Origin of the sequence: Bartonella sp. AC70YNML (assembly GCF_042196545.1) — a bacterium.
Classification (GTDB): domain Bacteria; phylum Pseudomonadota; class Alphaproteobacteria; order Rhizobiales; family Rhizobiaceae; genus Bartonella.
The window spans coordinates 1-22,774 of the sequence record NZ_JBHIQK010000003.1; the positions used below are offsets into that span (position 1 = coordinate 1).

Annotated in this window: 18 protein-coding genes and 1 pseudogene; 8 read left to right on the forward strand and 11 right to left on the reverse strand. The window is 37.8% G+C overall.

The features are described from left to right. Positions 1-231: 231 nt before the first annotated feature. From ACFIMU_RS03460 to ACFIMU_RS03505, 10 genes are all read right to left on the reverse strand, one after another. Positions 232-999 (reverse strand): type IV secretion system protein, encoded by a 768-nt coding sequence (locus ACFIMU_RS03460; protein WP_375606611.1) that lies wholly within the window; start codon positions 997-999, stop codon positions 232-234. Beyond that, the gene (locus ACFIMU_RS03465) at positions 996-3,467 is read right to left on the reverse strand and encodes a VirB4 family type IV secretion/conjugal transfer ATPase (RefSeq protein WP_375606610.1); all 2,472 of its coding nucleotides are present in this window, start codon (positions 3,465-3,467) and stop codon (positions 996-998) included. Before ACFIMU_RS03465 ends, ACFIMU_RS03460 begins: the two co-directional genes overlap by 4 nt. A 2-nt stretch (positions 3,468-3,469) precedes the next feature. After that, positions 3,470-3,778, reverse strand: coding sequence for a type IV secretion system protein VirB3 (locus ACFIMU_RS03470; protein ID WP_375606609.1), 309 nt, complete (start codon positions 3,776-3,778; stop codon positions 3,470-3,472). A 12-nt stretch (positions 3,779-3,790) separates the two neighbouring features. After that, a complete protein-coding gene (locus ACFIMU_RS03475) occupies positions 3,791-4,102 on the reverse strand; it encodes a conjugal transfer protein (protein WP_375606608.1) in 312 nt (103 codons plus the stop codon). A 240-nt stretch (positions 4,103-4,342) separates the two neighbouring features. Next, complete coding sequence (gene trwL / locus ACFIMU_RS03480) at positions 4,343-4,663, reverse strand: VirB2 family type IV secretion system major pilin TrwL (RefSeq protein WP_375696824.1); 321 nt, start codon at positions 4,661-4,663, stop codon at positions 4,343-4,345. Between the two features lie 53 nt (positions 4,664-4,716). Further along, complete coding sequence (gene trwL / locus ACFIMU_RS03485) at positions 4,717-5,040, reverse strand: VirB2 family type IV secretion system major pilin TrwL (protein WP_375696825.1); 324 nt, start codon at positions 5,038-5,040, stop codon at positions 4,717-4,719. Positions 5,041-5,093: 53 nt separating this feature from the next. After that, entirely contained in the window at positions 5,094-5,420 is a 327-nt protein-coding gene (gene trwL / locus ACFIMU_RS03490; RefSeq protein WP_375696826.1) for a VirB2 family type IV secretion system major pilin TrwL, read from the reverse strand. 82 nt (positions 5,421-5,502) lie between these two features. Continuing rightward, a complete protein-coding gene (trwL, locus tag ACFIMU_RS03495) occupies positions 5,503-5,826 on the reverse strand; it encodes a VirB2 family type IV secretion system major pilin TrwL (protein WP_375696827.1) in 324 nt (107 codons plus the stop codon). After that, positions 5,789-6,088 carry a KorA family transcriptional regulator gene (gene korA / locus ACFIMU_RS03500; RefSeq protein WP_015857010.1) on the reverse strand — a complete coding sequence of 100 codons (300 nt, stop codon included), beginning with the start codon at positions 6,086-6,088 and terminating at the stop codon, positions 5,789-5,791. Before korA ends, trwL (ACFIMU_RS03495) begins: the two co-directional genes overlap by 38 nt. Before the next feature lie 117 nt (positions 6,089-6,205). Continuing rightward, positions 6,206-6,835: a TrwN protein gene (locus ACFIMU_RS03505; protein WP_375606604.1), complete on the reverse strand. Its 630-nt coding sequence runs from the start codon at positions 6,833-6,835 to the stop codon at positions 6,206-6,208. 743 nt (positions 6,836-7,578) lie between these two features. Between ACFIMU_RS03505 and ACFIMU_RS03510 the strand changes: the two genes are divergently transcribed. Further along, positions 7,579-7,866 (forward strand): H-NS family nucleoid-associated regulatory protein, encoded by a 288-nt coding sequence (locus tag ACFIMU_RS03510; RefSeq protein ID WP_015857007.1) that lies wholly within the window; start codon positions 7,579-7,581, stop codon positions 7,864-7,866. Positions 7,867-9,405: 1,539 nt separating this feature from the next. On the opposite strand, the gene ACFIMU_RS03515 is transcribed toward ACFIMU_RS03510, so the two are convergent. Next, the gene (locus tag ACFIMU_RS03515; RefSeq protein ID WP_375614525.1) at positions 9,406-10,683 is read right to left on the reverse strand and encodes a ubiquinone biosynthesis hydroxylase; all 1,278 of its coding nucleotides are present in this window, start codon (positions 10,681-10,683) and stop codon (positions 9,406-9,408) included. A gap of 743 nt (positions 10,684-11,426) precedes the next feature. Here ACFIMU_RS03515 and ACFIMU_RS03520 point away from each other — a divergent pair. The 7 genes and pseudogenes from ACFIMU_RS03520 to ACFIMU_RS03550 all read left to right on the forward strand — a co-directional run bounded on the left by ACFIMU_RS03520 (position 11,427) and on the right by ACFIMU_RS03550 (position 21,179). Then, on the forward strand, positions 11,427-13,868 hold the full coding sequence (locus tag ACFIMU_RS03520) for a DNA translocase FtsK 4TM domain-containing protein (protein WP_375606602.1): 2,442 nt from the start codon (positions 11,427-11,429) through the stop codon (positions 13,866-13,868). 707 nt (positions 13,869-14,575) lie between these two features. Continuing rightward, a pseudogene (locus ACFIMU_RS03525) lies at positions 14,576-14,842 on the forward strand (DNA translocase FtsK); the annotation flags it as partial. A gap of 121 nt (positions 14,843-14,963) precedes the next feature. Then, positions 14,964-15,572 carry an outer membrane lipoprotein carrier protein LolA gene (locus ACFIMU_RS03530; RefSeq protein WP_375606601.1) on the forward strand — a complete coding sequence of 203 codons (609 nt, stop codon included), beginning with the start codon at positions 14,964-14,966 and terminating at the stop codon, positions 15,570-15,572. A 33-nt stretch (positions 15,573-15,605) separates the two neighbouring features. Then, positions 15,606-16,421 (forward strand): exodeoxyribonuclease III, encoded by an 816-nt coding sequence (locus ACFIMU_RS03535; RefSeq protein ID WP_375606600.1) that lies wholly within the window; start codon positions 15,606-15,608, stop codon positions 16,419-16,421. 61 nt (positions 16,422-16,482) lie between these two features. Further along, the gene (locus ACFIMU_RS03540; protein ID WP_375606599.1) at positions 16,483-17,964 is read left to right on the forward strand and encodes an efflux transporter outer membrane subunit; all 1,482 of its coding nucleotides are present in this window, start codon (positions 16,483-16,485) and stop codon (positions 17,962-17,964) included. Continuing rightward, positions 17,961-19,187: an efflux RND transporter periplasmic adaptor subunit gene (locus ACFIMU_RS03545; RefSeq protein ID WP_375606598.1), complete on the forward strand. Its 1,227-nt coding sequence runs from the start codon at positions 17,961-17,963 to the stop codon at positions 19,185-19,187. The genes ACFIMU_RS03540 and ACFIMU_RS03545 overlap by 4 nt, the downstream gene beginning before the upstream one ends. 3 nt (positions 19,188-19,190) lie before the next feature. Continuing rightward, positions 19,191-21,179 carry a MacB family efflux pump subunit gene (locus ACFIMU_RS03550; RefSeq protein ID WP_375606597.1) on the forward strand — a complete coding sequence of 663 codons (1,989 nt, stop codon included), beginning with the start codon at positions 19,191-19,193 and terminating at the stop codon, positions 21,177-21,179. The last annotated feature ends 1,595 nt before the right edge of the window (positions 21,180-22,774 follow it).

Consider the following 22,774-nt stretch of genomic DNA (forward strand, 5'->3'; position numbering starts at 1 on the left):
GATCAATTTTATTGAAAAGTTGCGTGAACACTGTAAAGTCCATGGAATTCCTCTTTAATGAATTTTCAACTTTTTATATGATTTTTAAGCATTTTTCGTTGAACTTTTTAAGGATAAAATTAAACTTCGTAGACCTTTTTGATCTATGAGAGAGAATTGAGTATTACGCATTAACTTTTTCTTTTTACAAGCATATAGGGAAATAATATACAAAACGTTATTATAAAAGCTTTACCTAATAAATCTTATGGTAGGCATTTTCGTGTTTTTACTATTCAAAATTTTTATGTTATGCTTATCTTTCTGTTGTTTGATAAGTGTATGTTCAGCATTGCGTAAATGTGTAACCATTTGTAGTTTTGCTGTTTCATTTTGTAGCATAGCAAGCATTCCAATTATATGTGCTTGTAACTCGGCAATACTTTTTAGATCTTTTGTTGTCGTGATTTCTTTTAATAGTTCTTCAATTTGCTGAAAACGATTGTTTGCTTCTTGAAAAGTTTTTAAACTTACGGCTTTATCAGTGATGGCTGCATATTGGATGCGCTTGTTGATAAAACTGCTAGATTCATGGATAGTGACAGGAATTTCTTCTTCTTTTAAAATATTTTCAAGTGATGTAGATAGAGCAGAAGTTTTATTTCTATTGTAGAGATTCTCTGGATTTTTGAGAAAAAAGCTACTGTGATCTGTTTGTACATTTTTAAGCTTTTTAGTGTCGAATTTTTGGCTTCCCGTTATAGATTCGTGTATCTTTTTTGTTTCCTCAAGTTGTTTTTTTAGCATATCGAGAAGTTGGGCATCAGGTGGCGCTTTCTTTTCCTGTGGAGTTTTTTTAGGCTTTGATCTATTTGAAGATGACTTTCCAAAAAAATTAGGCCACGTCGTTGGGACTGATGCTCCCAAATCCGCCGCCCCAGCGCCCCAAACCCAAGCCATCGCTGGGTTTGAAATCCCTAAAGTTATTACAACTACTATTGAAATGACCTTTTTTTTCATGTTTCCCTCCTGTCATTTTTTGCGTGCTGTAAGAAAATTGGCAACCATATTGCTGGATCATCACCAACTTCTGCGATAATGCTTTCGGCTAACTCTGCGTTATCAGGCGTTCCTGATAACACCAAGAGCTCGTCACTAAAGTCGTGTTCGATGGTTTTTCCATCGCGTGTCAGATGGAATTTACCAAGATTCAGTTCTGCAAGCGCAGATTGATCACCCTGCTTAATGAGGAATTGGCGACTAAACTCACCAAGTCCTTTAACGAGTTCAAATTCGGCATCTGTTAGTTTAAAGCCTTTTGTATAATCTTCATAATTTGCTTTGGGATTGGCTAGAAAAATGTAAGTTGCACACTGTTGAATGAGTGTTTTGGCAATATTACTTTCCAAGGCATCGCTAGGCTCTTGTGTTGCATAAACAAAAATACCATTTTGTTTACGGATAGTCTTTTGTTTATTTTTCGCTAAATCCTCAAAGTACGGATCTTGCAAAGGCTTCCAAAACTCGTCAAAGATATACATAAATCGCTGTCCGCTAATCATGCCTTCTGTGCGGTAAAGCAAATACATCATCACTGGAGTGCGAGTTTCAAAATTATCTAAGAATTCCGTGATATCAAAACCGTAAATTTGGTGTGTTGAGAGATCAAGAGCATCATGGGGATTATCAAACAACCACCCATAATCACCACCTTCACACCATTTTAGTAAGCGAGCATGAACAGATGGGTGAGCATTATAATCACTTAAACGTGGATTTGGTAAAAATTGTACTAGAAAGGACAAACGACGGAGTGATCGGTCAATGTTAGCACTCATAACAGACATAACGGCTTTGTTAATTTCTTCTTCGTCGTGATGCGTGACTTCACCACCAGCTTCTGCCAATTTTTTAACAAATTGTTTCAGAAAAATAAGATTTTCTTGTGTGGGTGGGAGTTGGAAAGGATTGAAACCACTTTTTCTACCTGGCTTGAATGTTAAATATTTTCCACCCATCGCTCGAATGGCAACTTCCATGCCACGATCTTTATCAAAAACAACAGTTGTCGGCTTAAATTTTTGTGCTTGTGCTAACAAAAAGCCAAGTAACACGGTTTTACCAGAACCAGATTGTCCGATAAGTGCGGTATTACCGAGCAAACGTTTATCTGTTGAGTCCTCTTCAAGTTTGGAGGCATGAAAGTTGAAATAAAGCGGTGTTTTACTGGTTGTTTTAAGAATTGTGACGGCTGGCCCCCATGGGTTGCCAGTGGGTTTTCCTGACATAAAATTATGAAAAGATGAAAATGATAAAAAGTTCAATGATGTAATCGGAGCAGGACGCGGTCTCCATTTCCAATTGCCAGGAAGTTGTGCCCAATAGCCAGCCTCTATCGCTAAGTCTACAGGTTTGGGTAGTACTGCAACGTCTAGTAATGCTGCACTTGCTTTGGCCATATGGTCGCGAACTTGTTGAATTGTATCACCATAGATCGTCAATGTGCAGTGATGTTCTCCCATGACAAAATGACCACTGATAAGCTGGTTTAGTGCTTCGTCAATTTGTTCAATTTGGCTCGTTGCCACATCTCGTGCATCAATCAGATTACGCTGATGCCGTTGTAAATAGTCTTTAGCAGCATGTCGGGAGAGAACTGAAAAGCTCTGCGTCAATACGAACTCGAAGTCACTTTCCAACAAAACATTCAATTGTCCTGGTTTGGTTGTTGCATCATATTCTTTAATTTCCAGCATTCCAAATCGACGCATTCCACTGGTTGTTCGCAGTTCACCAAGAGCGCCCCATTTTGAGAAAAAAGGTCGATTGACAGACATATAGTCAGCAAAACGGTCATGGCAAATTGGCATAGGGCGATATTCACCATTGACAAGCATTCCAAGGAATTCAAGTGCAGAAGAATAAACATGCCCATTTTTTTCATAAGCACCAAGAAGTTCTGCACCGTAACGGTTTAAAGATTGGCCTAAAGTACGATTGATGTCATTGAGTTCTTTGATACATGTGTCTTGTCGCATCTTTTTTTGATCAAGCGTTTCACGTTCATGCTTAGAAAAGAACGACATAATTTTATCCGCTATCGGTTGAAAAATGACAGTCAGATATAAATCATTGACCATCAAATTATAACCAGTAAAGCTTTGTCGATATTTTTCATCAAGCTGATAGCAAAACATTTGATCAAATGTTGAATCAGGATATTCATAAACACGGCGGCGCACAATATGCGTCCAAAATGATAAATTGGCCGATGCAATACCCCGTAGAGTATTGTTAAGCTCTTTTACCCATTGAAAAATATCTTCTTCTGAAGCGCTTTGATGTGAACGCCCGTCAATTTTCCAAATTGACAAATATTCCGCATTTTTAGTAGAAATAATCGTATCTGTAATATGATGTGAATAAGGCAGAAACAGGCTTACAGGTGCCTCTGATGCAAGGCGTTTGCTGCTTTCAACAGCTGTCATGTTTATCTCCTTTTACTATAATCAGAGGGACTATAACTTGATGCGCCCCAAAAACCTTTGTTGCGATTGCGAAATTTAGTATCGATCCATAACCACCAGATACGAAACGCCTTATCATCGTTTTTAGTAATTTGCACCATAATGAACCATAACGGAGGTGCCATAATCCACAAAAAGATACTTACTGTCATGGCAATAACAGCGACCCCCATAACCATAACGATAAATGGCATCATGGGGACACCCCATATCGTTGGAACACGTGTTGCTCCTTTGAATAGGGGGAATTCTTTTTGTTCTTGTGATTTCATGGGGTGCTCTTGTCAGTGGAGGTGAAATAATATGTGGCTAATATAAAAGGCTGCACCAGCAATAATGACGCTGAAGGCCCATCGTATAAATGTAGCTCTTGCGATGATGCGAAATATATAAATAAGCAAAAGAAATAAAAGAATAATGATGGCGACGATAGGAATAAGTATACTTAATCCATATTGCATTCCTATGAAAGCATCCAGGCTCTCTGTTTCCGTCTGAGCATATGCAGATTGCGTTATTAATAACATCATTGAAGTGATGATAATAACATTAATCCTGTTGCACGACTTCGCTTGAAACGTATTTGATTGTTTCATATCCTTTATCCCCTTTTAATTAAAGTTGCTATAATTAATATTCCTTTTTTCAGTATGGCTACATTATTACTAGTACACACCTATAATCGATGGATATTAAAAACATTACGTATTATACATGATTCATGAATTACCTTTCAATAATATTGCAGTAAGTTTTGTTGTAGAGGGCACGATAATAATACTAATTGTCTATCGTATAAACGTATCGTGTTGTATTATTTGTAATTGATGCCATTATTATGGTGTTGTAAATAGCAGTGTAACAAGTTGGGTTGCTGAACCTGCGATAACGACCCCGATTGCCCACCGTACAAATGTGTCTTTTCCGATGTAGCGTCCTGCATAACCAATTGCTAAGCATAATAGTATAATAGCAGCAGCAATAGGTATAATTTTTTGAATATCGCCCTGTAAACTTTCTAAAGCCTTCTCTGCATTTGTTAAAGTGCTCGCTTTGGCGGCGTAAGCAGAATTATTCACAAAGAACGCAGTTATAGCTGCAGAAAATGCGATGATTTTGTTGTTACTTTTCAGTTTGAGATTAATTAATTTTTTCATATCTCACTCTTATTAAAGTTCTAGATAACATATTGTATTTATAATTAATGCTATTAGTTTGTTGTTTTAAATAGCAGAGTAACAAGTTGGGTTGCAGAACCTGCGATGACAACACCGATTGCCCACCGTACAAATGTGTCTTTTCCGATGTAGCGTCCTGCATAACCAATTGCTAAGCACAACAGTATAACGGCAGCAGCGATAGGGATAATCACTTTTAAATCTGTCTGTAAACCTGTTAGAGCTGTCTCTGCATTTTTTAAAACGCTTGCGCTGGCGGCGTAAGCAGAACTATCCATAAAAAACGCAGTTATAGCTGCAGAAAATGCGATGATTTTGTTGTTACCTTTTGGTTTCAGATTAATTAATTTTTTCATATTTCACTCTTATTAAAGTTCTAGATAACATATTGTATTTATAATTAATGCTATTAGTTTGTTGTTTTAAATAGTAGAGTAACAAGTTGGGTTGCTGAGCCAGCGACGACAACACCGATTGCCCAGCGTACAAATGTATCCTTTTCTATGTAGCGGCCTGCGTAACCAATTGCTAAGCATAAAAGTATAACAGCAGCAGCGACAGGAATAATCACTTTTAAATCTGTCTGTAAAGCTGTTAGAGCGTCCGATGCATTTGTTAAAACCGATGGTTTGGCTTGTGCATGAGCAGAACTATTTATAAAGAACGCAATCATAGCAGCAGAAAATGCGATGATTTTGTTGTTATTTTTCGATTGAATACTAATTAATTTTTGCATATTTCACTCTTAATTAAAATCTAGATAATATTTTTATATGAACAAACATATTGTATTTTATAATTTATAATTAATGCCATTATTATGTTGTTTTAAATAGCAGTGTAACAAGTTGGGCTGCTGAACCAGCGATAACGACCCCGATTGCCCACCGTACGAATGTATCTTTTCCAATGTAGCGTCCTGCATAACCAATTGCTAAGCATAATAGTATAATAGCAGCAGCAATAGGTATAATTTTTTCAATATCGCCTTGTAACCCCTTTAGAGCTGTCTCCGCATTTTTTAAAGTTACTGCTTGGGCTTGTGCATGAGCTGAATTACCCATAAAAAACACAGTTAAAACTGCAGAAAATGCAGCAATTCTATTACGAGCTGTTGTGTGAAGAATATTTAATTGTTTCATGTTCTTTATCCTGATTAAGATTAAAACTCCCACAAATGACCCCTCGTTCATGAAGAAACTTAAAAAGATATTTTGGATCAGCCCAAGTTCTTAGTTTTCCTCTTTGTGTAAGTAACGTATATTTATTTGGCTTTCCGGTGATTGGATCATCGGAAATAAACGTGAAATACCATTCTCTTTCTGAAAGCATCACGACTGTAATCTCACGTGCTGCTTTTTGACTAAATGCTATATCAACGCTGTTTTGTTCTATCATTTTCATTATCTTTGCCCTCAATTAGAAGAGATTTTGTTCAATCTTACTAATTAGAGCTTTAACATTTTCTTATCTACTTTTCATTATAATATCCTATCAAAATTCTGGGGTTTCGTGAAAATATCAGTCATCACTCAGCGATCTTCTCGATGAAGAAAAATCTTCAGCTGAAAAAGCATCGTGGGCGCTACTTTCTTTATGTGTAAATGCATCTTCCTCTCCTTTTGAAGAGAGAGGAAGAGAATCTACTTTAGTTGTCTGTTCTGGTTCTTCTTTTTTAAGCTTTATAGGCTCCTGCAAGCCTTCATTTCCTCGTACAGCAGCTTTTACTCCAATATATGAAGTAATTTTTTGCATACGGGTATGGTTTGAGTTTTCTGTATTGTAAAAATTCAGCACAGACTGCAAAGTCGCTTTTTCAAAGATGCACTTTGATGTTGTTTGTTCATAGCAGTAAGTTAAAGCGCTTTGTACAGCTGTAATATTTCTGCAAAAATCAAACGCATCAAAAAGAGAAAACAATTTCACATTTCCAACATCAATTTGCCCTAAAATTATGTTAAAATTATGTTCGCTCTGTTTAACTGTTGCGATTGTTTCCTTAAACTGAGATGATTGATAGAACAAGTTATCTTTATCATCTGTTACATAGATATTGTCCCGCGTTTCTTGTTCGGCAACAACTGAAAATGTCATGGGAGGCATATTGGATATGTATGCAGCAGCAAAAAATGTGAAATCTGGAACAATCATTAGCAACACACCTTATTATGAAGAATTTTATTAATACAAATGCTAATTCTGTGTTGTGCTTTTTCTCGTTGTCTTTTGATTTTATAAATTTGCAGAATGAGATTGTTTAGCTCAGAATATTCCTTGTGATTATTGCTTTGTTCTCTTCTAAGAATATTTCTAATATATGCGAATATCCAACTAACAAGATAAAAGTGTGGAATAAAATAGAGCACATTACGCCAACCAATATTATTGGAATCACGAAGAAAGGCGTTGCTTTTAAAAAATAATAATCTTTGATACTGTATTGAAGCTGCTTGTTTTATATAATTCTCTAGTTGCAAAAATCTTTTCAAAAAAAATTTATACGAAGTAAAAAGCCGTTGTGTATGAAGGGAGGTTTTCCTGTCATAATGAACTACACTATCATTATACAGAGAGGGCTTGTTCTTTGTTGCGCATTGCCATAACTTATAGAGTGACGATTTATATTTACTTTTGACTACTGATTCATAAGAGTCAGAGAGGTGCGATGGTGTTTGAGCACTGCATTTAGTAGTTCCAATAACTGAACTGAAAAAAGATGCAGTGGCGGTAATTGATATACCAATAAACAGTTCTTTGTGGCTCAAAGCACATCTCCGTCAAAATGATATATGTATCGTAATTTTAATTTCGATAATAAATGGACAGAAATTGTCTATAATTGTGTTTAAAATATGACAAAAAGAAATTCTTTTTTTGCAAGGGGAGTAATTAAGGTGAATGATCTCAAAAATATGAATTTTGATGAACTACAAGAGATGCGTACACAAATCGATGTGGAATTAAAAAAACGGCAAGCAAAGGAAAAGCAAAATGCGCGACGAAAAATTCTTGAAATTGCTAATGCCCATGGAATTGATATCGCTGATCTTGTGAGCAAAGAGCGCCATTATAGAAATCCCAATAACCAATGGGAATTATGGAATGGGCGTGGACGTAGACCTAAGTGGATTAAAGAGTGGTTGGAGAATGGGTATACACTTGATGAACTCGAAGTAACGTAACACGTATGCGATATTTACAAGATAAGGGAATACCAAGGAATGTAAATGCAAGAAGTATGCTCTTTTGGGTAATTTGATTGTATAAACATACTGAACGAATATATTAAAGTATTGAGTTACCAAATACAATGATAGGGAGCGTGAAAAAGTTTATTTAAATGCAAAAAGTCTTGTTATTATAATCTGGCAAGCATAATGATGATGCCAGATTAGGAATATTGTAATTGCTTTTGGCATTTGAGAGAGCGGGATATTTTACTTCTTTTTATAGTTTTATTGATTCTTTACAAAAATGGTCGAAATGACAATAATTTATTGCATAGGGATTTTAACTCAATATGTAAAATGATAATTTTAGCAATTAATATGTTAATAAATTAGCATACTTATATTTTTGAAATACTGTTTTTTAGAACAAGCCTGATGTTATAGATTTTGTTTGGTCTTTTTCTGTAAGATTATATATGAGGCATTTACTTTATTTATCGTTCGTTTAGTTGAGATGAGTGAGTATGTAGAAAAATGGAAAATTTTTATGGCTGTTATGGGTTTTATAGAATTTATGACATATTTCTGAGCGTTTGTGATTAAAATTCATTTATGAGCGTTTATGAATAATGAATAAAGAGCGTATTTGAAAATAAAAGGATTGGATCATTTCTATTGCGGTTTATCTTCTTTTATGGTGTGAAATAGGGGGTGATATGCAGGTTTACAATTGTGTGTGACGGTATAGTGTACGGAACACTTTTTATATATTGGAATATTTTTTCTAAAGTCGTGTGGCATTCCACAATAAGTTAAAGAGTTTATCTGAGAAGCAGAATGTCCCAAACCGAATACATTTATGTTTCCAATTTACGTGCTTTTTTAAAAGAAAAATTTTTCAATGCAATTAAGCTTATTTTATGGCGCTTTTCTTGAATAGTATAACGTAAAAGTCCCTATGATCATATAAAATCCATTGTACACCACCATTTTTACTTCGATAAAAAGTGTATGCCGGTGCCATTATACACTTTACTCGCCTCCAATGTTGCTAAAGCCCTTAGTCCTTGAGAGAGGGAGTCTTTGTATTGCTTTGTTTAATTGTTTTTATTTATACGATACTCTCACTTGTGATGTACAAGCGAATGATTTTGATTGCTTCAACATGAGAGAGATTTGAAACAAGGGTATTTTATGATCTTTAGACTTTTCACTCAATATGAGAACAATGAATTTATTATTATAAATAAAAGTGTTGTGTACTAAAAAGTCTTGTTTATTTTGTTATGCTGTGAAATGGCTTCTTTTAAGTGGTGATATAAGGTAACCTCTTTGAGACATTAAACGTTTTTTTCAGTGCATGGTGAATATTCTTAGAATGTAGCTTGCTTGTCGAGTCTTATGTTGAGTGAAATATGGGGGGAGGAAGTCAAGAAAAAATTACTCGACAGGAATCCGGTTTGTAAACAGATTGGATGAGATAGGAATTTTTTGTTCTTTAAAGGAGGAAGGCAAAGGTTGTAAAAAAAGTGAAATAGTATGAATTTTCGCTTAAAGTGGGAAGCCGTGTAGAAGACGTGGGGCATTTGGAGTGAGTCCGGCAGCTTCTTGAATGAAGTATTTTTTTATTTTTGGCGCTTGATTAATGATTCCAAGGCCGGTATCGCGGAGCATCCGTAAAAGAAGGCTATCATTAGAAAAGAGTTTATTAAGCCAATCATTGCTTAAAGCCATACGGACAATTTCAAAACGTCTCCAGCTTTGATAGCGCTCTAAAGCTGTGAGAGAGCCAATGTCAAGACCTAGTCGTGCTGTTTCAATAATCACTTCAGCCAGCGCAGCGCTATCGCGTAATCCTAAATTGAGTCCTTGTCCTGCAATGGGGTGGATGGTATGGGCGGCATCGCCAACGAGAGCAAAACGTGGTTTAACGCATTGACGTGTTAAAGAAAGGCTCAAAGGAAAAGCTTGACGTTCGCCATTCCAAGAGAGTTTGCCTAATCGATGGCCAATACGTCTTTCGAGTTCTGTTTCAAAAATAAGTGCATCCGCTTTGAGATAATATTGCGCAGTTTTATGATCTTCATTCCACACAATGGCGGATCGGTTGCCTTTAAGAGGGAGAAGAGCAAAAGGACCGGCAGGTAAAAAATGTTGAATTGCTTGACCATTATGGGGTTTTTCATGTTCAACTGTGCAGATGATTGCTGTTTGTTTATAGGGATGAGAAAAGTTTTTAAGACCTGCTTTTTGGCGTAATTTCGAATGGGCTCCGTCAGCTGCAATAAGCAATTTTGTTTGCCAAACCTCTTCATTATTTAAAGTGACGGTTGTATGTTGGTCTTCTTGATGAAAATCAATGACACGTGTGTTTGTAATAACAGGGATATTGAGATCTTTGACACGTTTTTTTAAAGTATTGATGAGTTCTCTATGCTCTACCATGGCAGCAAAGGGCTCACCGGGATTAATGTCGCCTTCAAAGGTTAAAAGAGTGGGTTTGACCGGATCATTTGTGCTTGTATCTGTGATGATCATTGAATGAATGGGTTGCGCATAGGGTTTTACAGATTTCCAACATTGTAATTGTTTTAACATACGAATAGAAGCAGCAGCAAGGGCAATGGTTCGTATGTTAGAAGCAGGGGTATCTCCTTGTGGAGCAGCATCAACGATTTTTATTTTCAGATTAGGGGCTGTTTGCTTGAGTGCTATCGCTAGGGCTAAACCGACAGCCGCCCCTCCTGCAATGAGCAGATCACATTGTTTAGTTTTATGAGATTTAATTTTTTTATTGGGTTGTACATTTTTATTGCGATTAGAACACACAATACTTCTTCCATTGTTTATAGTTTGCTTTCTTTTAAAAAGAATATCTTTTTACATTGCCTAAAATATCTTAACTTTTACTTTTCTCTCTGCTTTACAAAAACGAGATTTCTTTTTAACGCCAATCTGATAACATATTGGTTTTTCAGAGTTTTTCTGCTTAATCATTTATGTGATTCATCTTACAGATTTATCGGATAAGCTTTTTTAAATATCTTCTTCAATTCTTTTTACACTTGGTTGATAAAAAAGAAAACTAAAAATAAACAAAGATGGTCGTGTATTTTTTTAAGTTGTGTGAGTTACTTCAGTATGCTTGTCCTGAAGGGGGACATTTCGTTAGTATGATAGATAAAAATAGATAAAAATTGTGGTCATTCGTGATGGTTAAAACAGTATTCATATTTCGCCATTATCATGATGTAGCGTAAAAAATATTATTTTTTTAAGAAGGTGCCTATAGCACCCATGTAACACTTTACACATAAGGTGTTTTTTGGTTGATCGTGTGATAAATATTCAGGGAGAGCTTTTTGTGCGCCTTATGAAGGATTATCTCTTAGGGTGGTGGTATATGAATGATATGAAGTGGTTAGAAGGTAGAACGCGCTAGATAAGAAGTCGGATTGTTTACAGGCTATTTGTTTACAAATTGGTACAGAGTTTAAGCTTCATCCTTTTTTAAGAGAGAGAGGGAGTTATAACTCTTTAAAATATGAAAGTTTTGTATTTGGAATTGATAGATGCACCGAAGTTCTTCTCCTTATGATTCATTAGAAGTGCGAAATTCTCAAGGTTCGCGTCTTATTGAGATGTTTTTGCGTCAGATAGGAGTATTTATTGGGCTCGGGCTTTTGGGCTTTATTATTTTTTGTGTGTTTGCTTTGGCGACGTGGAATGTTGCGGACCCATCTTTAACTCATGCAAGTACAAATGAGGTTACAAACCTTATGGGGTGGATGGGGGCAATTTTTTCAGATTTTATTATGCAGTTTTTTGGCTTGGCAAGTCTTTCTGTTTTGTTGCCACCGTTATTTTGGTCTTTTCTCTTGTTGGCGCAAAAGAATATCTACAATTTGACTTTGCGCTTTTTTTTATGGGTGCTATCAACGATTTGTTTTTTAATTGCTTTTGCTCTTATGTCACCTATTGCTTCTTTTACTTATTGGCCATTGCCAATGGGATTGGGAGGGGTTTTAGGAGATAAAGTTTTAAGTGTTGCTTCTTCAGTCTTTCCTCTTTTTCTTTCTCCTCCTTACACGGTGTTTTTCAGTGTTGTTTTTATTCTTTTAGGTTTTTTCACCGCTGCTTTTGCTGGTAATGTAATATGGCGGCGTCGAACAAAGAAAAGAAAAGAAAAAAACATTCCAAAAGACGAAATCATTAATCCAGTCTTTGAGTTGGAAGAAGATACGGAATATGCCGCAGAGGAGGATCGTGAAAATCATGGTTTTTTTGCGACAACTTGTGGCGCTCTTTTGCATCTTTTTTATTTTTTACAAGCGCGTTTTTTTCGTTTATTCTGTTTCAAAAGGCGTTTTCAGAGTAAAGGGCAAGGAAAGCCATTTGATCGGATTGAGCCAACTTTTTTAGGTGAAAAAGTAAAGCGTGAGGAAAATCAAAATAAAGCTTATGTTTCTCCTGTTAAAAATCGAAAGTCTTTAACAGCTTCTTCAAATGGTGGCTTTGTTCTTCCACTTGTAGATTATCTTTCGGTTCCACCACCGTCTGTTAGGGATGCAAAACTTTCTCCTGCTGTTTTAAGAGCAAATTCTCAGGAGCTTGAAGGGGTTTTGTTAGATTTTGGGGTAAAAGGAAAAATTATAGATGCTTGTCCTGGACCGGTAGTAACTTTGTATGAATTTGAACCGGCTGCTGGCATTAAGTCTTCCCGTATCATTGGTTTGGCAGATGATATTGCACGCTCGATGCGTGCGATTTCGGCTCGTGTTGCGGTGGTTCCAGGACGTAATGTTATTGGAATAGAACTGCCTAATGCAAAGCGTGAGATGGTTTATTTACGAGAAATGTTGCAGGCGCAAGAATTTATTGACAGCAAAGCAAAGCTAGGACTTGCTTTGGGTAAGACAATCGGGGGAGAAGCTGTTATTGCAGATTTAGCAAAAATGCCTCATCTTTTGGTTGCTGGTACAACAGGATCGGGAAAGTCTGTTGCTATCAATACAATGATTTTATCTCTGCTTTATCGGATGACACCTGAGCAATGTCGTCTCATTATGGTGGATCCAAAAATGCTTGAACTTTCGGTTTATGATGGCATTCCTCATTTATTAACACCGGTGGTGACAGATCCTAAAAAAGCCGTCATTGCTTTAAAGTGGGCTGTTCGTGAAATGGAAGAGCGCTATAGTAAAATGTCAAAACTAGGCGTTCGTAATATTGATGGGTTTAATGCGCGTCTTAGAGAAGCTGCAAGTCAGGGAGAGACAATGGTGCGGACAATTCAAGTTGGATTTGATCGCGAGACCGGTGAGCCTCTTTATGAAACGGAAACACTTGATTTTAGTCCTATGCCCTATATTGTTGTCATTATTGATGAAATGGCTGATTTGATGATGGTTGCTGGGAAAGATATTGAAGGAGCGGTTCAACGTTTAGCACAAATGGCACGTGCTGCCGGTATCCATGTAATTATGGCGACACAGCGTCCTTCCGTCGATGTTATTACTGGTACGATCAAAGCCAATTTTCCTACACGCATTTCTTTTTCTGTGAGTTCCAAAATTGATAGCCGAACAATTTTAGGCGAACAGGGAGCTGAGCAATTATTGGGACAAGGAGATATGCTCTTTATGATGGGAGGAGGACGTATTCAGCGTGTGCATGGGCCTTTTGTTGCGGATAATGAAGTGGAGCAGGTTGTTGCGCATCTCAAAGCGCAAGCACGACCTGATTATTTAGAAACAATTACGCAAGAAGTTGAAGAGGATGGTGCTGATGTTTCTTTGTCTTCTCCTTCAGAAGATGATCCCTATAGTCAAGCTGTTGCTATTGTGCTTCGTGATCGTAAGGCCTCGACCTCTTATATTCAACGCCGTTTAGGCATTGGTTATAACCGTGCTGCGACATTGATTGAGAGGATGGAAGAAGAAGGTATCATTAGTCCAGCAAATCACGCAGGGAAACGAGAAATTTTAGTGCCTGCTGAAGAAGAGCGCTTTTGAAAAATCTTGATAGTTGTTTTTTATAATACCTTGTAAAACAAGTGTTTATCCTATTGTATCGTAGAAAGTCTGCATTTTCATATACCAGCTCTCAATTTGCGATAGCTCTTTGGTACTTGAGACTCCTTATAAGGGGATTCTTTATCTTATATAACTTTTATCCATACACCAACCTTGCTTGTAACGTGCAAGAAAATGATTTGAATTGATTCAATATGAGAGAGTATGTGATGAAAGAATCTTATTGTATTTGGCGTTATGATTTAAGTTAAAAAGATAAATTATTATAAATCAATATCTTGGTATAAAATAATGTTATTGCGAGTATAGGGGTGTAAAAGCATGTAAGACTTGATATTTTAGTGTCTTTTTAAGTGCGCTCTAAATATTTAGGGCAAGGCTGATCTCTCGAGTTTTAATATAAATGAATTATATGGGGTGGGAAGCTAAGTGAAATTTGCTAAACTCTAAACTGTTTACAGAGCGGTTCTGATGAAATTTTTTATTCTTTTGGGCGAGAAGGAAGTCAAAAAAGTATTTTTGATACTTAAAAGAGCTTTCAGGTTTGCGAGTAATATGTTTAGTCCTTAATCCATTATGTCTTGACTATAATTTATGTTGCTTCATAGATTAGGGGTGGAAAAGAATATATTATGCGTTTAGAAAAGCGGGAAAATTGGATGCTTTCGGAAACTTAAACGCAGACTGATTATTTGGAAACGATATCGCAAGAAATAAAAAAGGATGTTTCTTTAGCTTTTTCTTTAGCAGATGATTCCTATTGTCAAGCTGTTGCTATTATGCTTCGTGATCGTAAGGCTTCAACTTCTTATATTCAATGTCGTTTAGGCATTGGTTATAACCGTACCGCCACATTGATCGAAAGGATAGAAGAAGAAGGCATCATTATTAGTCCAGCGAATGATATGGGTAAGCGAAAAGTTTTGGAGATTGTCGAAGAAGAATACTTTTAAAAATCTTTTGATATTTTTTTCAAACAATATCTTTATCTTATAAAGAAGGGTATTTATTCGTCGTTGATTACTTAAGTTATGAATTATAAAGCCAATTAAGTATTGCTTGGGAGCATTTTTTATGAAAACGTCTTTTTTGTCGCAAAGAAGAGTCTTTGGGTTTGTGGGGATTATTGTCTTTTGGTGTTTAACTTTTCCTGCTTTTTCGCAAGCCTCTAATAAAGTGGCAAAGGCGCAGAATGTTGTGAACCATTTTGCGGCAATCAAAACAATGACAGGTGATTTTATTCAATTTAGTCCAAAGGGAAAGATGACTCAAGGAACGTTTTATCTAGAGCGTCCAGGGAAAATTCGTTTTATTTACAAGAAAATGCCTTTACAGATTATTGCAGATGGTCAATTTGTGGGCATTAACAATCGAGCTTTGAATACTTGGAACTTTTCACAACTTTCGCAAACGCCAATGAAATTTCTGTTGGATGATAAAATTGATGTATCTTCTGGGCGTTTGTTGGCCTTTCGCGAAGATCCTGGGGCCGTGACGATTGTTTTGCGTGATCAGACGATTGGGGCAGGGCAAATAAGGATGGTTTTTGATTCTAAAGGCTCTGCTTTGCGACAGTGGACAATTGTTGACCAACAAAATTTGGAAACTACTGTGCAGATTATGAATGTGCGGACAGACGTCCGGTTCGCTAATGGGATGTTCACACTTCCTTCGAAGAAATGAAGAAAGAGTGTTACGTCATTGGGATTAAAACAAATGTTCTTTCGTATTGCGACTTGGAATATTAATTCTATTCGTTTGCGTCTTGCACAGGTTTTTCAGTATTTGGAACTCTTTTCCGCAGATGTATTGTGTCTACAGGAAACAAAATGTCCAGATGCTTTATTTCCAGTGGAGGCTTTTGAAGCAGCGGGTTATAAGCATATCGCATTGAGTGGACAAAAATCTTATAATGGGGTGGCTATTGTTTCTCGTTTGCCTTTTAAAAAGGTAGAAAAACGTTTTTTTTGTCAAAACCAAGATTGCCGTTATATCTCAGTTATTGTGGAAGCCCATGGGAGAAGCTTGCGGATTCATAATTTTTATGTTCCTGCTGGGGGAGATATCCCTAATGCTGATGTGAATGAAAAGTTTCGTCATAAGCTTGATTTTTTAGAAGAAATGTCCTCCATTCGTGCGGACCAAGGCGATGGTCTTTCTTCTCTTTTGGTGGGAGATTTAAATATTGCTCCTTTGGCAGAGGATGTTTGGTCTCATCAACAATTGTTGAAGGTTGTAAGCCATACTCCCATTGAAACCGAGCGTTTGCAGGATTTGTGTTGTCAAGGTGGATGGGTTGATCTGATGCGGTTGCATATTCCTGTTCCTACTAAGCTTTACACATGGTGGAGTTATCGTGCTCGCGATTGGGCATTTACCGATTATGGACGGCGGCTTGACCATGTTTGGTCTTCTCAAGATTTAGCCCCTTTTGTTGTAGATCTTTCGATTTTTCGTGATGCGCGCGGATGGGAACGTCCTTCAGATCATATTCCTGTGCAAACTGTATTTGATTTTTCACGTCAAGTTTGAAATAAGAGGTAAATAAAGTATTAATATTAAATAATGATTCTGAAAGAATGCGGGAGACTGGATGTATATCAGAAATCTCAAATGGGGCGCTTCTCGTGGATTATTTTTTAGTGTCTTGTTGTGTTTGCTTTTGTCAGGATGTATGGTTGGTCCTAATTACCAGAAGACATCTTTTCGTGTTCCAGCAGTTTGGGGAGAAAAATCTGCACAGACTGCAGGGCAGCCCGTTGCGCTTGCCGGATGGTGGCGGCATTTGAATGATCCTGTTCTAGATGCGTTAATGGATTACGCGATTTCTGGAAATAATAATGTTGCTGTTGCTAAAGCTCGGGTACGTGAGGCGCGTGCGGGTTTAGGACAGGTTGTGGGAACTCTTTTGCCAAATGTGTCCAATTCAATTTCAGGAACCCGTAGTCGTTCTGGACAGTCTGATGCATTATTCAACCAGTATAGTAGTGGTTTTGATGCAAGCTGGGAGCTTGATTTTTTTGGTGGGCATAAACGTGCGGTTGAAGCAGCGCGTTATGGCCTTGATGCGGCTGTGGAAGATATGCGCGCTACCATGGTGACATTACTAGGAGATGTGGCAACAAATTATGTGCAAATGCGTGGTTGGCAACAAAAGTTGTTTATTGTGCGGCAAATTGCTGTATCACAACGTAAAACTTATGAATTGATGCGCGCTAGATTAACAGCTGGTGATGTTTCTGAGCTTGATGTTTCAAATGCGCAAGCACAAATGGCAAATACAGAAGCAGATATATCACAGATGGAAGCGAATTTAGCAATGAGCGTTCATCGCCTTTCTGTCTTAACTGGTCGTGTGCCTACGGCATTGAAGGATCTTTTACAAAAAAATGCTAAGCATGCAAAGATTCCACAACCACGCTGGCCGATACCAGCAGGGATTCCAGCCGATATTTTGTTAACACGTCCAGATTTACGACGGGCAGAGCGTCAATATGCGCAAGCGACAGCACGGATTGGTCAACGTGAAGCAGATCGTTATCCATCACTTACTTTAACAGGTAATATTTCGACAGCAGCAACGGCAATTGATCAGTTATGGAAAAATTCAACGATTGGCTGGTCTTTTGGACCTGGTCTTCGTTTTCCTCTTTTTAATGGAGGTCAGGTCGAGGCTTCTATTGCGGTAGCGCGCGCGCAGCGTGATCAAGCTTTTATTACTTATCGAGCTGCTGTGTTGGAGGCTTTAGAAGATGTAGAAAATGCGCTTGTAAGATTGACGAAGGAACATCAACGCTTAGAAAAGTTAATCGTTGCGAATAAAGCTTCTCTTCATTCCTTAAAACTTTCACGGAGCCTTTTTGAGAATGGAAATACTAGTTTTCTTGAATTGTTAAATGCTGATCGCTCTTATTATTCTGCACAAATGGCGCTTAAAGATAGCCGTGTTTCTTTGGTTACGCAATATATCACGTTGATGAAAGCGTTGGGGGGGGGCTGGGATGGCGTTGTTGATGTATCGCGTCCAGAAGTCGTTGATAATGCACCTCGTTCGCGTGCAAAGGTAGGGAAATGAAAAAAAACTTACTCAAAAATTTCATTACAAAACACAAAAAACTTTCCTTCTTTTTAACTGCTATATTTCTCATTTTCTTGTTGTTATGGTTACGTTCTGTTTTTTTTGGAACATCTACTCCAACTTATATAACCGCGGTGGTGAAACGTGGGGATATTGAGGAAAGTGTTTTAGCTTCTGGTCTTGTACGTCCTTACCGGTTGGTGGCTGTTGGTGCGCGAGCAACAGGGCGTGTGGTGTCAATGCATGTTTCCCCTGGGAGTGTTGTGAAAGAAGGCGATCTCTTGGCAGAAATTGATCCTACAGATCAGGAAAATGATTTAAAAAGAAAAAAAGCAGCATTATCGCATTATTATGCGAGTTTGGTAGAACAAGAAGCCTATCTTTCTCTTGCACAAAAAAATTTAGAGCGTCAGAAAAAAATGATCGAAACACGAGCGATTTCACGGGCGAACCTCGATGAGGCTGCGACACAGGTGAAAATACGCGAGGCGCAAATTGAACAACTTCGTCAACAGATTGTGCAAGCACAAATTGATGTGGAGAGTGCAGAGGTTAATTTAGGTTATACACGCATCACTGCCCCTTCAGCAGGAACGGTTTTGGCAACAGTTGTGGAAGAAGGGCAGAATGTGAATGCGGTTCAGTCGGCGCCAACAATTGTTATTTTGGGTGATTTATCAAAGATGACGATCAAGGCGCAAATCTCAGAAGCAGATATTCTTAAAGTCCGAGCTGGACAACCACTTTATTTTACAGTTTTAGGTAATTCACAGCGTCGTTATGAAGGCGTTTTAGAAAAAGTAGAGCCGGCTCCTGAAGCAATTCGTGCTGATGTGAGTATTAATCCTGGTATGGTGAGTGGTTCTAGTGCTTTAATATCATCGGCGATCTATTACAATGGAATTCTACATGTTGATAATGCGGATAATTTTTTGCGAACCTATATGACTGCTCAAGTTCATATTATCTTAGGGCGCGCGCAGAATGTCTTGTTGGTTCCAAGTGATGCTTTACGCGATGAGACAAGAGAGCGTAAAGCATGGGTTTCTGTTTTAGTGGGGGAAAATAAGGTGGTTACTAAACAGGTGAGCGTTGGGTTGAATAATAAGGTTATGGCAGAGATTGTTTCAGGACTTAACGAGGGTGATGTCGTCGTCACCAGTTCGTCTGATGGAGTGATGCCAGAGTCTTCTAACATGCATAGCGAAGACGAGAGTTAAAGCATGAGCACAAATCAAGCAGATGCCGTCTTCGTCTTGGAAAATATTGTGCGCAAATTTCCTGCCGGCGAAGCGTTTGTTACCGTTTTGAAAAACATCAATCTTACCATTAAACGTGGTGAAATGGTGGCAATTGTAGGTGCTTCCGGTTCAGGTAAATCTACCTTGATGAATATTTTAGGCTGTCTTGACCGTCCAACTTCTGGCCGTTATTGGATCTCTGGTAAAGAAACAGCTTCCCTTTCTGCGGATGAATTGTCGGCTTTGCGACGTAATCATTTTGGTTTTATTTTTCAGCGTTACCATTTGTTGAATGAACTGACAGCTCTTGGTAATGTTGAAATTCCGGCTATTTATGCAGGATGTGCTGTGGAAGCAAGGAAACAGCGGGCACAGGATCTTTTAACGCGTTTGGGCATGGGTGATCGGATAAATCATCGTCCAAATCAGCTTTCTGGTGGTCAGCAACAACGTGTTTCTATTGCTCGGGCGCTCATGAATAATGCGGAGGTCATTCTTGCAGATGAACCAACTGGTGCATTGGACAAAAAGAGTGGGCAAGAAGTATTGCATATTTTGGATGAACTTCATCAAGAAGGGCGTACTATTATCATTGTAACCCATGATATGCAGGTAGCTGAAAGAGCAGAGCGTATTATCGAAATCAGTGATGGGGAAATTATTGCTGATAAGCGGTCAAGGGTTGGAAAAACAAAAGTTGGTAGAAAATCTCTTCAGGAACAACAAAATCTAAAAGGCCAACAAAAACTGGGCTTTTTTCGTTCTTTTGTTGAGCGATTCCGTGAGGCGTTTGTGATGGCTTTGTTGGCCATGAATGCACATCGCATGCGGACTTTTCTAACAATGCTTGGGGTGATTATCGGTATTGGGGCGATTATTGCTATGGTAGCTTTAGGGAATGGTACACGAGAGAAAATTCTGGAAAATTTTAAAAGTTTAGGTGCTAATACATTAACCATTTTTCCTGGCAAAAGTTTTTCTGATCCACAAGCAGAAAAAATAACCAGTTTGGTTGAAGCTGATGCAGAAGCTTTATCTGGATTACCTTATGTTTCTGGTGTAACACCACAGATTTCAGCAAGCTCGAAAGTACGTTTTGGTGCAGTTGAAGTCAATGCTGTCATTGCGGGGGTGGGAGAACAATTTTTTCAGACACAGGGGCTCAAAGTTTTCAAAGGACAGTTTTTTGATCACAAGAGTGTCCATGATCGGGCGGTTGATCTCGTGATCGAGAAAGAAGCGTTGTCTGTTCTTTTCCCCCATAGCCATGAAAGCCCCCTTGGAAAGGTGGTGCATGTGGGTAATGTTCCAGCGCGTATTATTGGTGTTGTTGATTCGCAAAATAATGCAAGTGGAGATACATCAAATACCTTACAGCTTTATTTACCCTATACAACAGTGCAGACGCGTTTTCTTGGTACAACAGAAGTTCGTGCAATTACCGTTAGGATTGCTGATGATATTGATTCACATTTAGCGGAGACTATGATAAAACGTTTTCTCATTATGCGGCATGGCGGGGAGGATTTTTTCATTAGAAATTCTGAATTTTTCCGTGAACGTATCATGGAGAGTACAAATATTTTAACACTTTTAATTTCTTCAATTGCAGCTATTTCCCTGGTTGTGGGGGGTATAGGGGTGATGAATATTATGTTGGTCACTGTTTCTGAGCGGATCAATGAAATCGGCGTGCGTATGGCAGTTGGTGCACGACAAAGTGATATTTTACAGCAATTTCTCATTGAGGCGATTTTGGTTTGTGTGATTGGTGGTGGTTTGGGAATCTTGCTTGGACTTTCTATCGGTGGCTTGTTTCTTCTGTTTAAGGCACCTATCCATTTGGTTTATACTATTGAATCGATCATTATGTCTCTTACTTTTTCAACCCTCATAGGAATATGTTTTGGCTTTTCTCCAGCGCGGCAAGCTTCACGGCTTGACCCTGTTGTCGCTCTTTCACGCGATTAAGCTTTATTAATTTGGGCATGTTTGTGGAGATGCTTTATACTTAGATGAAGCGTTTATGAAGCAAAAAATGAATGGGAAAAGTTTAGTATTATTTGCTGCTCTATTTTAGAAAACGCTTTGTTCATTAAGTGGAGCGTATCACTAGAGGTAAGCGTTTTATAGCGCACCACATCATGTGAGATATGGTAGGCATATAAGCCTTCTTGAGGCATTAAATGTTTTGAGAATGCATGATGAATATTTTAAATCTTTCTTGTCGAGTCTTATGGAAGTAAATCCTATTAAGGAGAAGTTAAATGGAACCCGTTAAAACGAGATTGCTTGCAGACTGAATTTTGTTAAAAACCCTCCTCTTCTGAAATGTGAAGAGGAGGACAAATGAAATATATGGTGCGACGATTCTTAAGATTTAATTTAAAAAGAGGCGGGGGAAATGAATAGTATATCTGCTAACAAACAAAAGAACAAAAAAGAAGGTTGATGCCAAAAACAGCTTAAACCTCCGTTCTTCCAAAAAAATGAACTGGTATCGAGATAGCTGAGCAGTTTAAGAGGTTTCGTTTAGTATTTTTAAGATTTTCGGAAAAGAGGTTATGAGGATTTCTCACTTCTAGTTTTGCAGAGGGTGGTGCAAATTATAGGTGTTTAGGTTTATGCAAATAAATTATGATCGTGCTTAAGTTTTAAAATGTGATCTAAGATACAGCCATTTTCTGTTCCTTTATACGAGTAGCTTAGCTTCTTTAGAATATTTTGTTTAAGGCATCGCTTTTTTCTGCCATATCTCATGATTTTGGAGCTGAAGGATAAACAAGCCATTTGAGTTTCTAGGGTAAGGATGCCGTCAGATACTCGGTAGGGGGCGTGATCTTAAGAACTAATACCGTGAGATGCGGGTTTGATTTCATGAGTTTGGTGAGGACGACAAAAAGTTTGAGAGGCGGATGGCTTCTTATGTTGAATGATGTATGAATGAAAGGGGCTTTCATTTATTGAAAAAGAATAAGCTCATATTCAGCAGGTGTGAGATGAAGTAAGAGAACATCGTAATACCAAGCTGCAGTTATGTTGCTAAAGAACATAATGGCGCTAGTGATGAGCAATGGTATGTCTAGTTGGTATGGTATTCTTCCTCCTGCTACAAGTCCGATACAGATAAAAAAGAATTCTAAAACCACCCGCTATAAAGTATAAGAAGCGAATAATTAGTCTACGAAAGAACAAAAGACAAAGAAATATTTCAAAAATCAATATTTTGAATATCACGACTAATATTTTGCATATTATAGGGAAATTATATGCATGATCGTTCGTAAAATGCGCTGTTTTGTGTGTGGAGTTTCTTCCTTGGTGTCTTGTGTGTTCGCAGGTGTCGTATCCATTTCCCCCCTCTCATTCTTAAGCTAAATCCTAAAATTATTGTGCACTTTATTTTGTATTCTTACAAAAGGCAAAAAATATTTTCAAAATCATCACGCCTTACCGTTTATTTCCATAGGGATATAGACATCAGTAAATGCATCATATGATTTGGGGGATACTCAAAAGGATCAAAAGATTTTCTCTTGTTGGTTTAATTAAACATAGAAGAAATG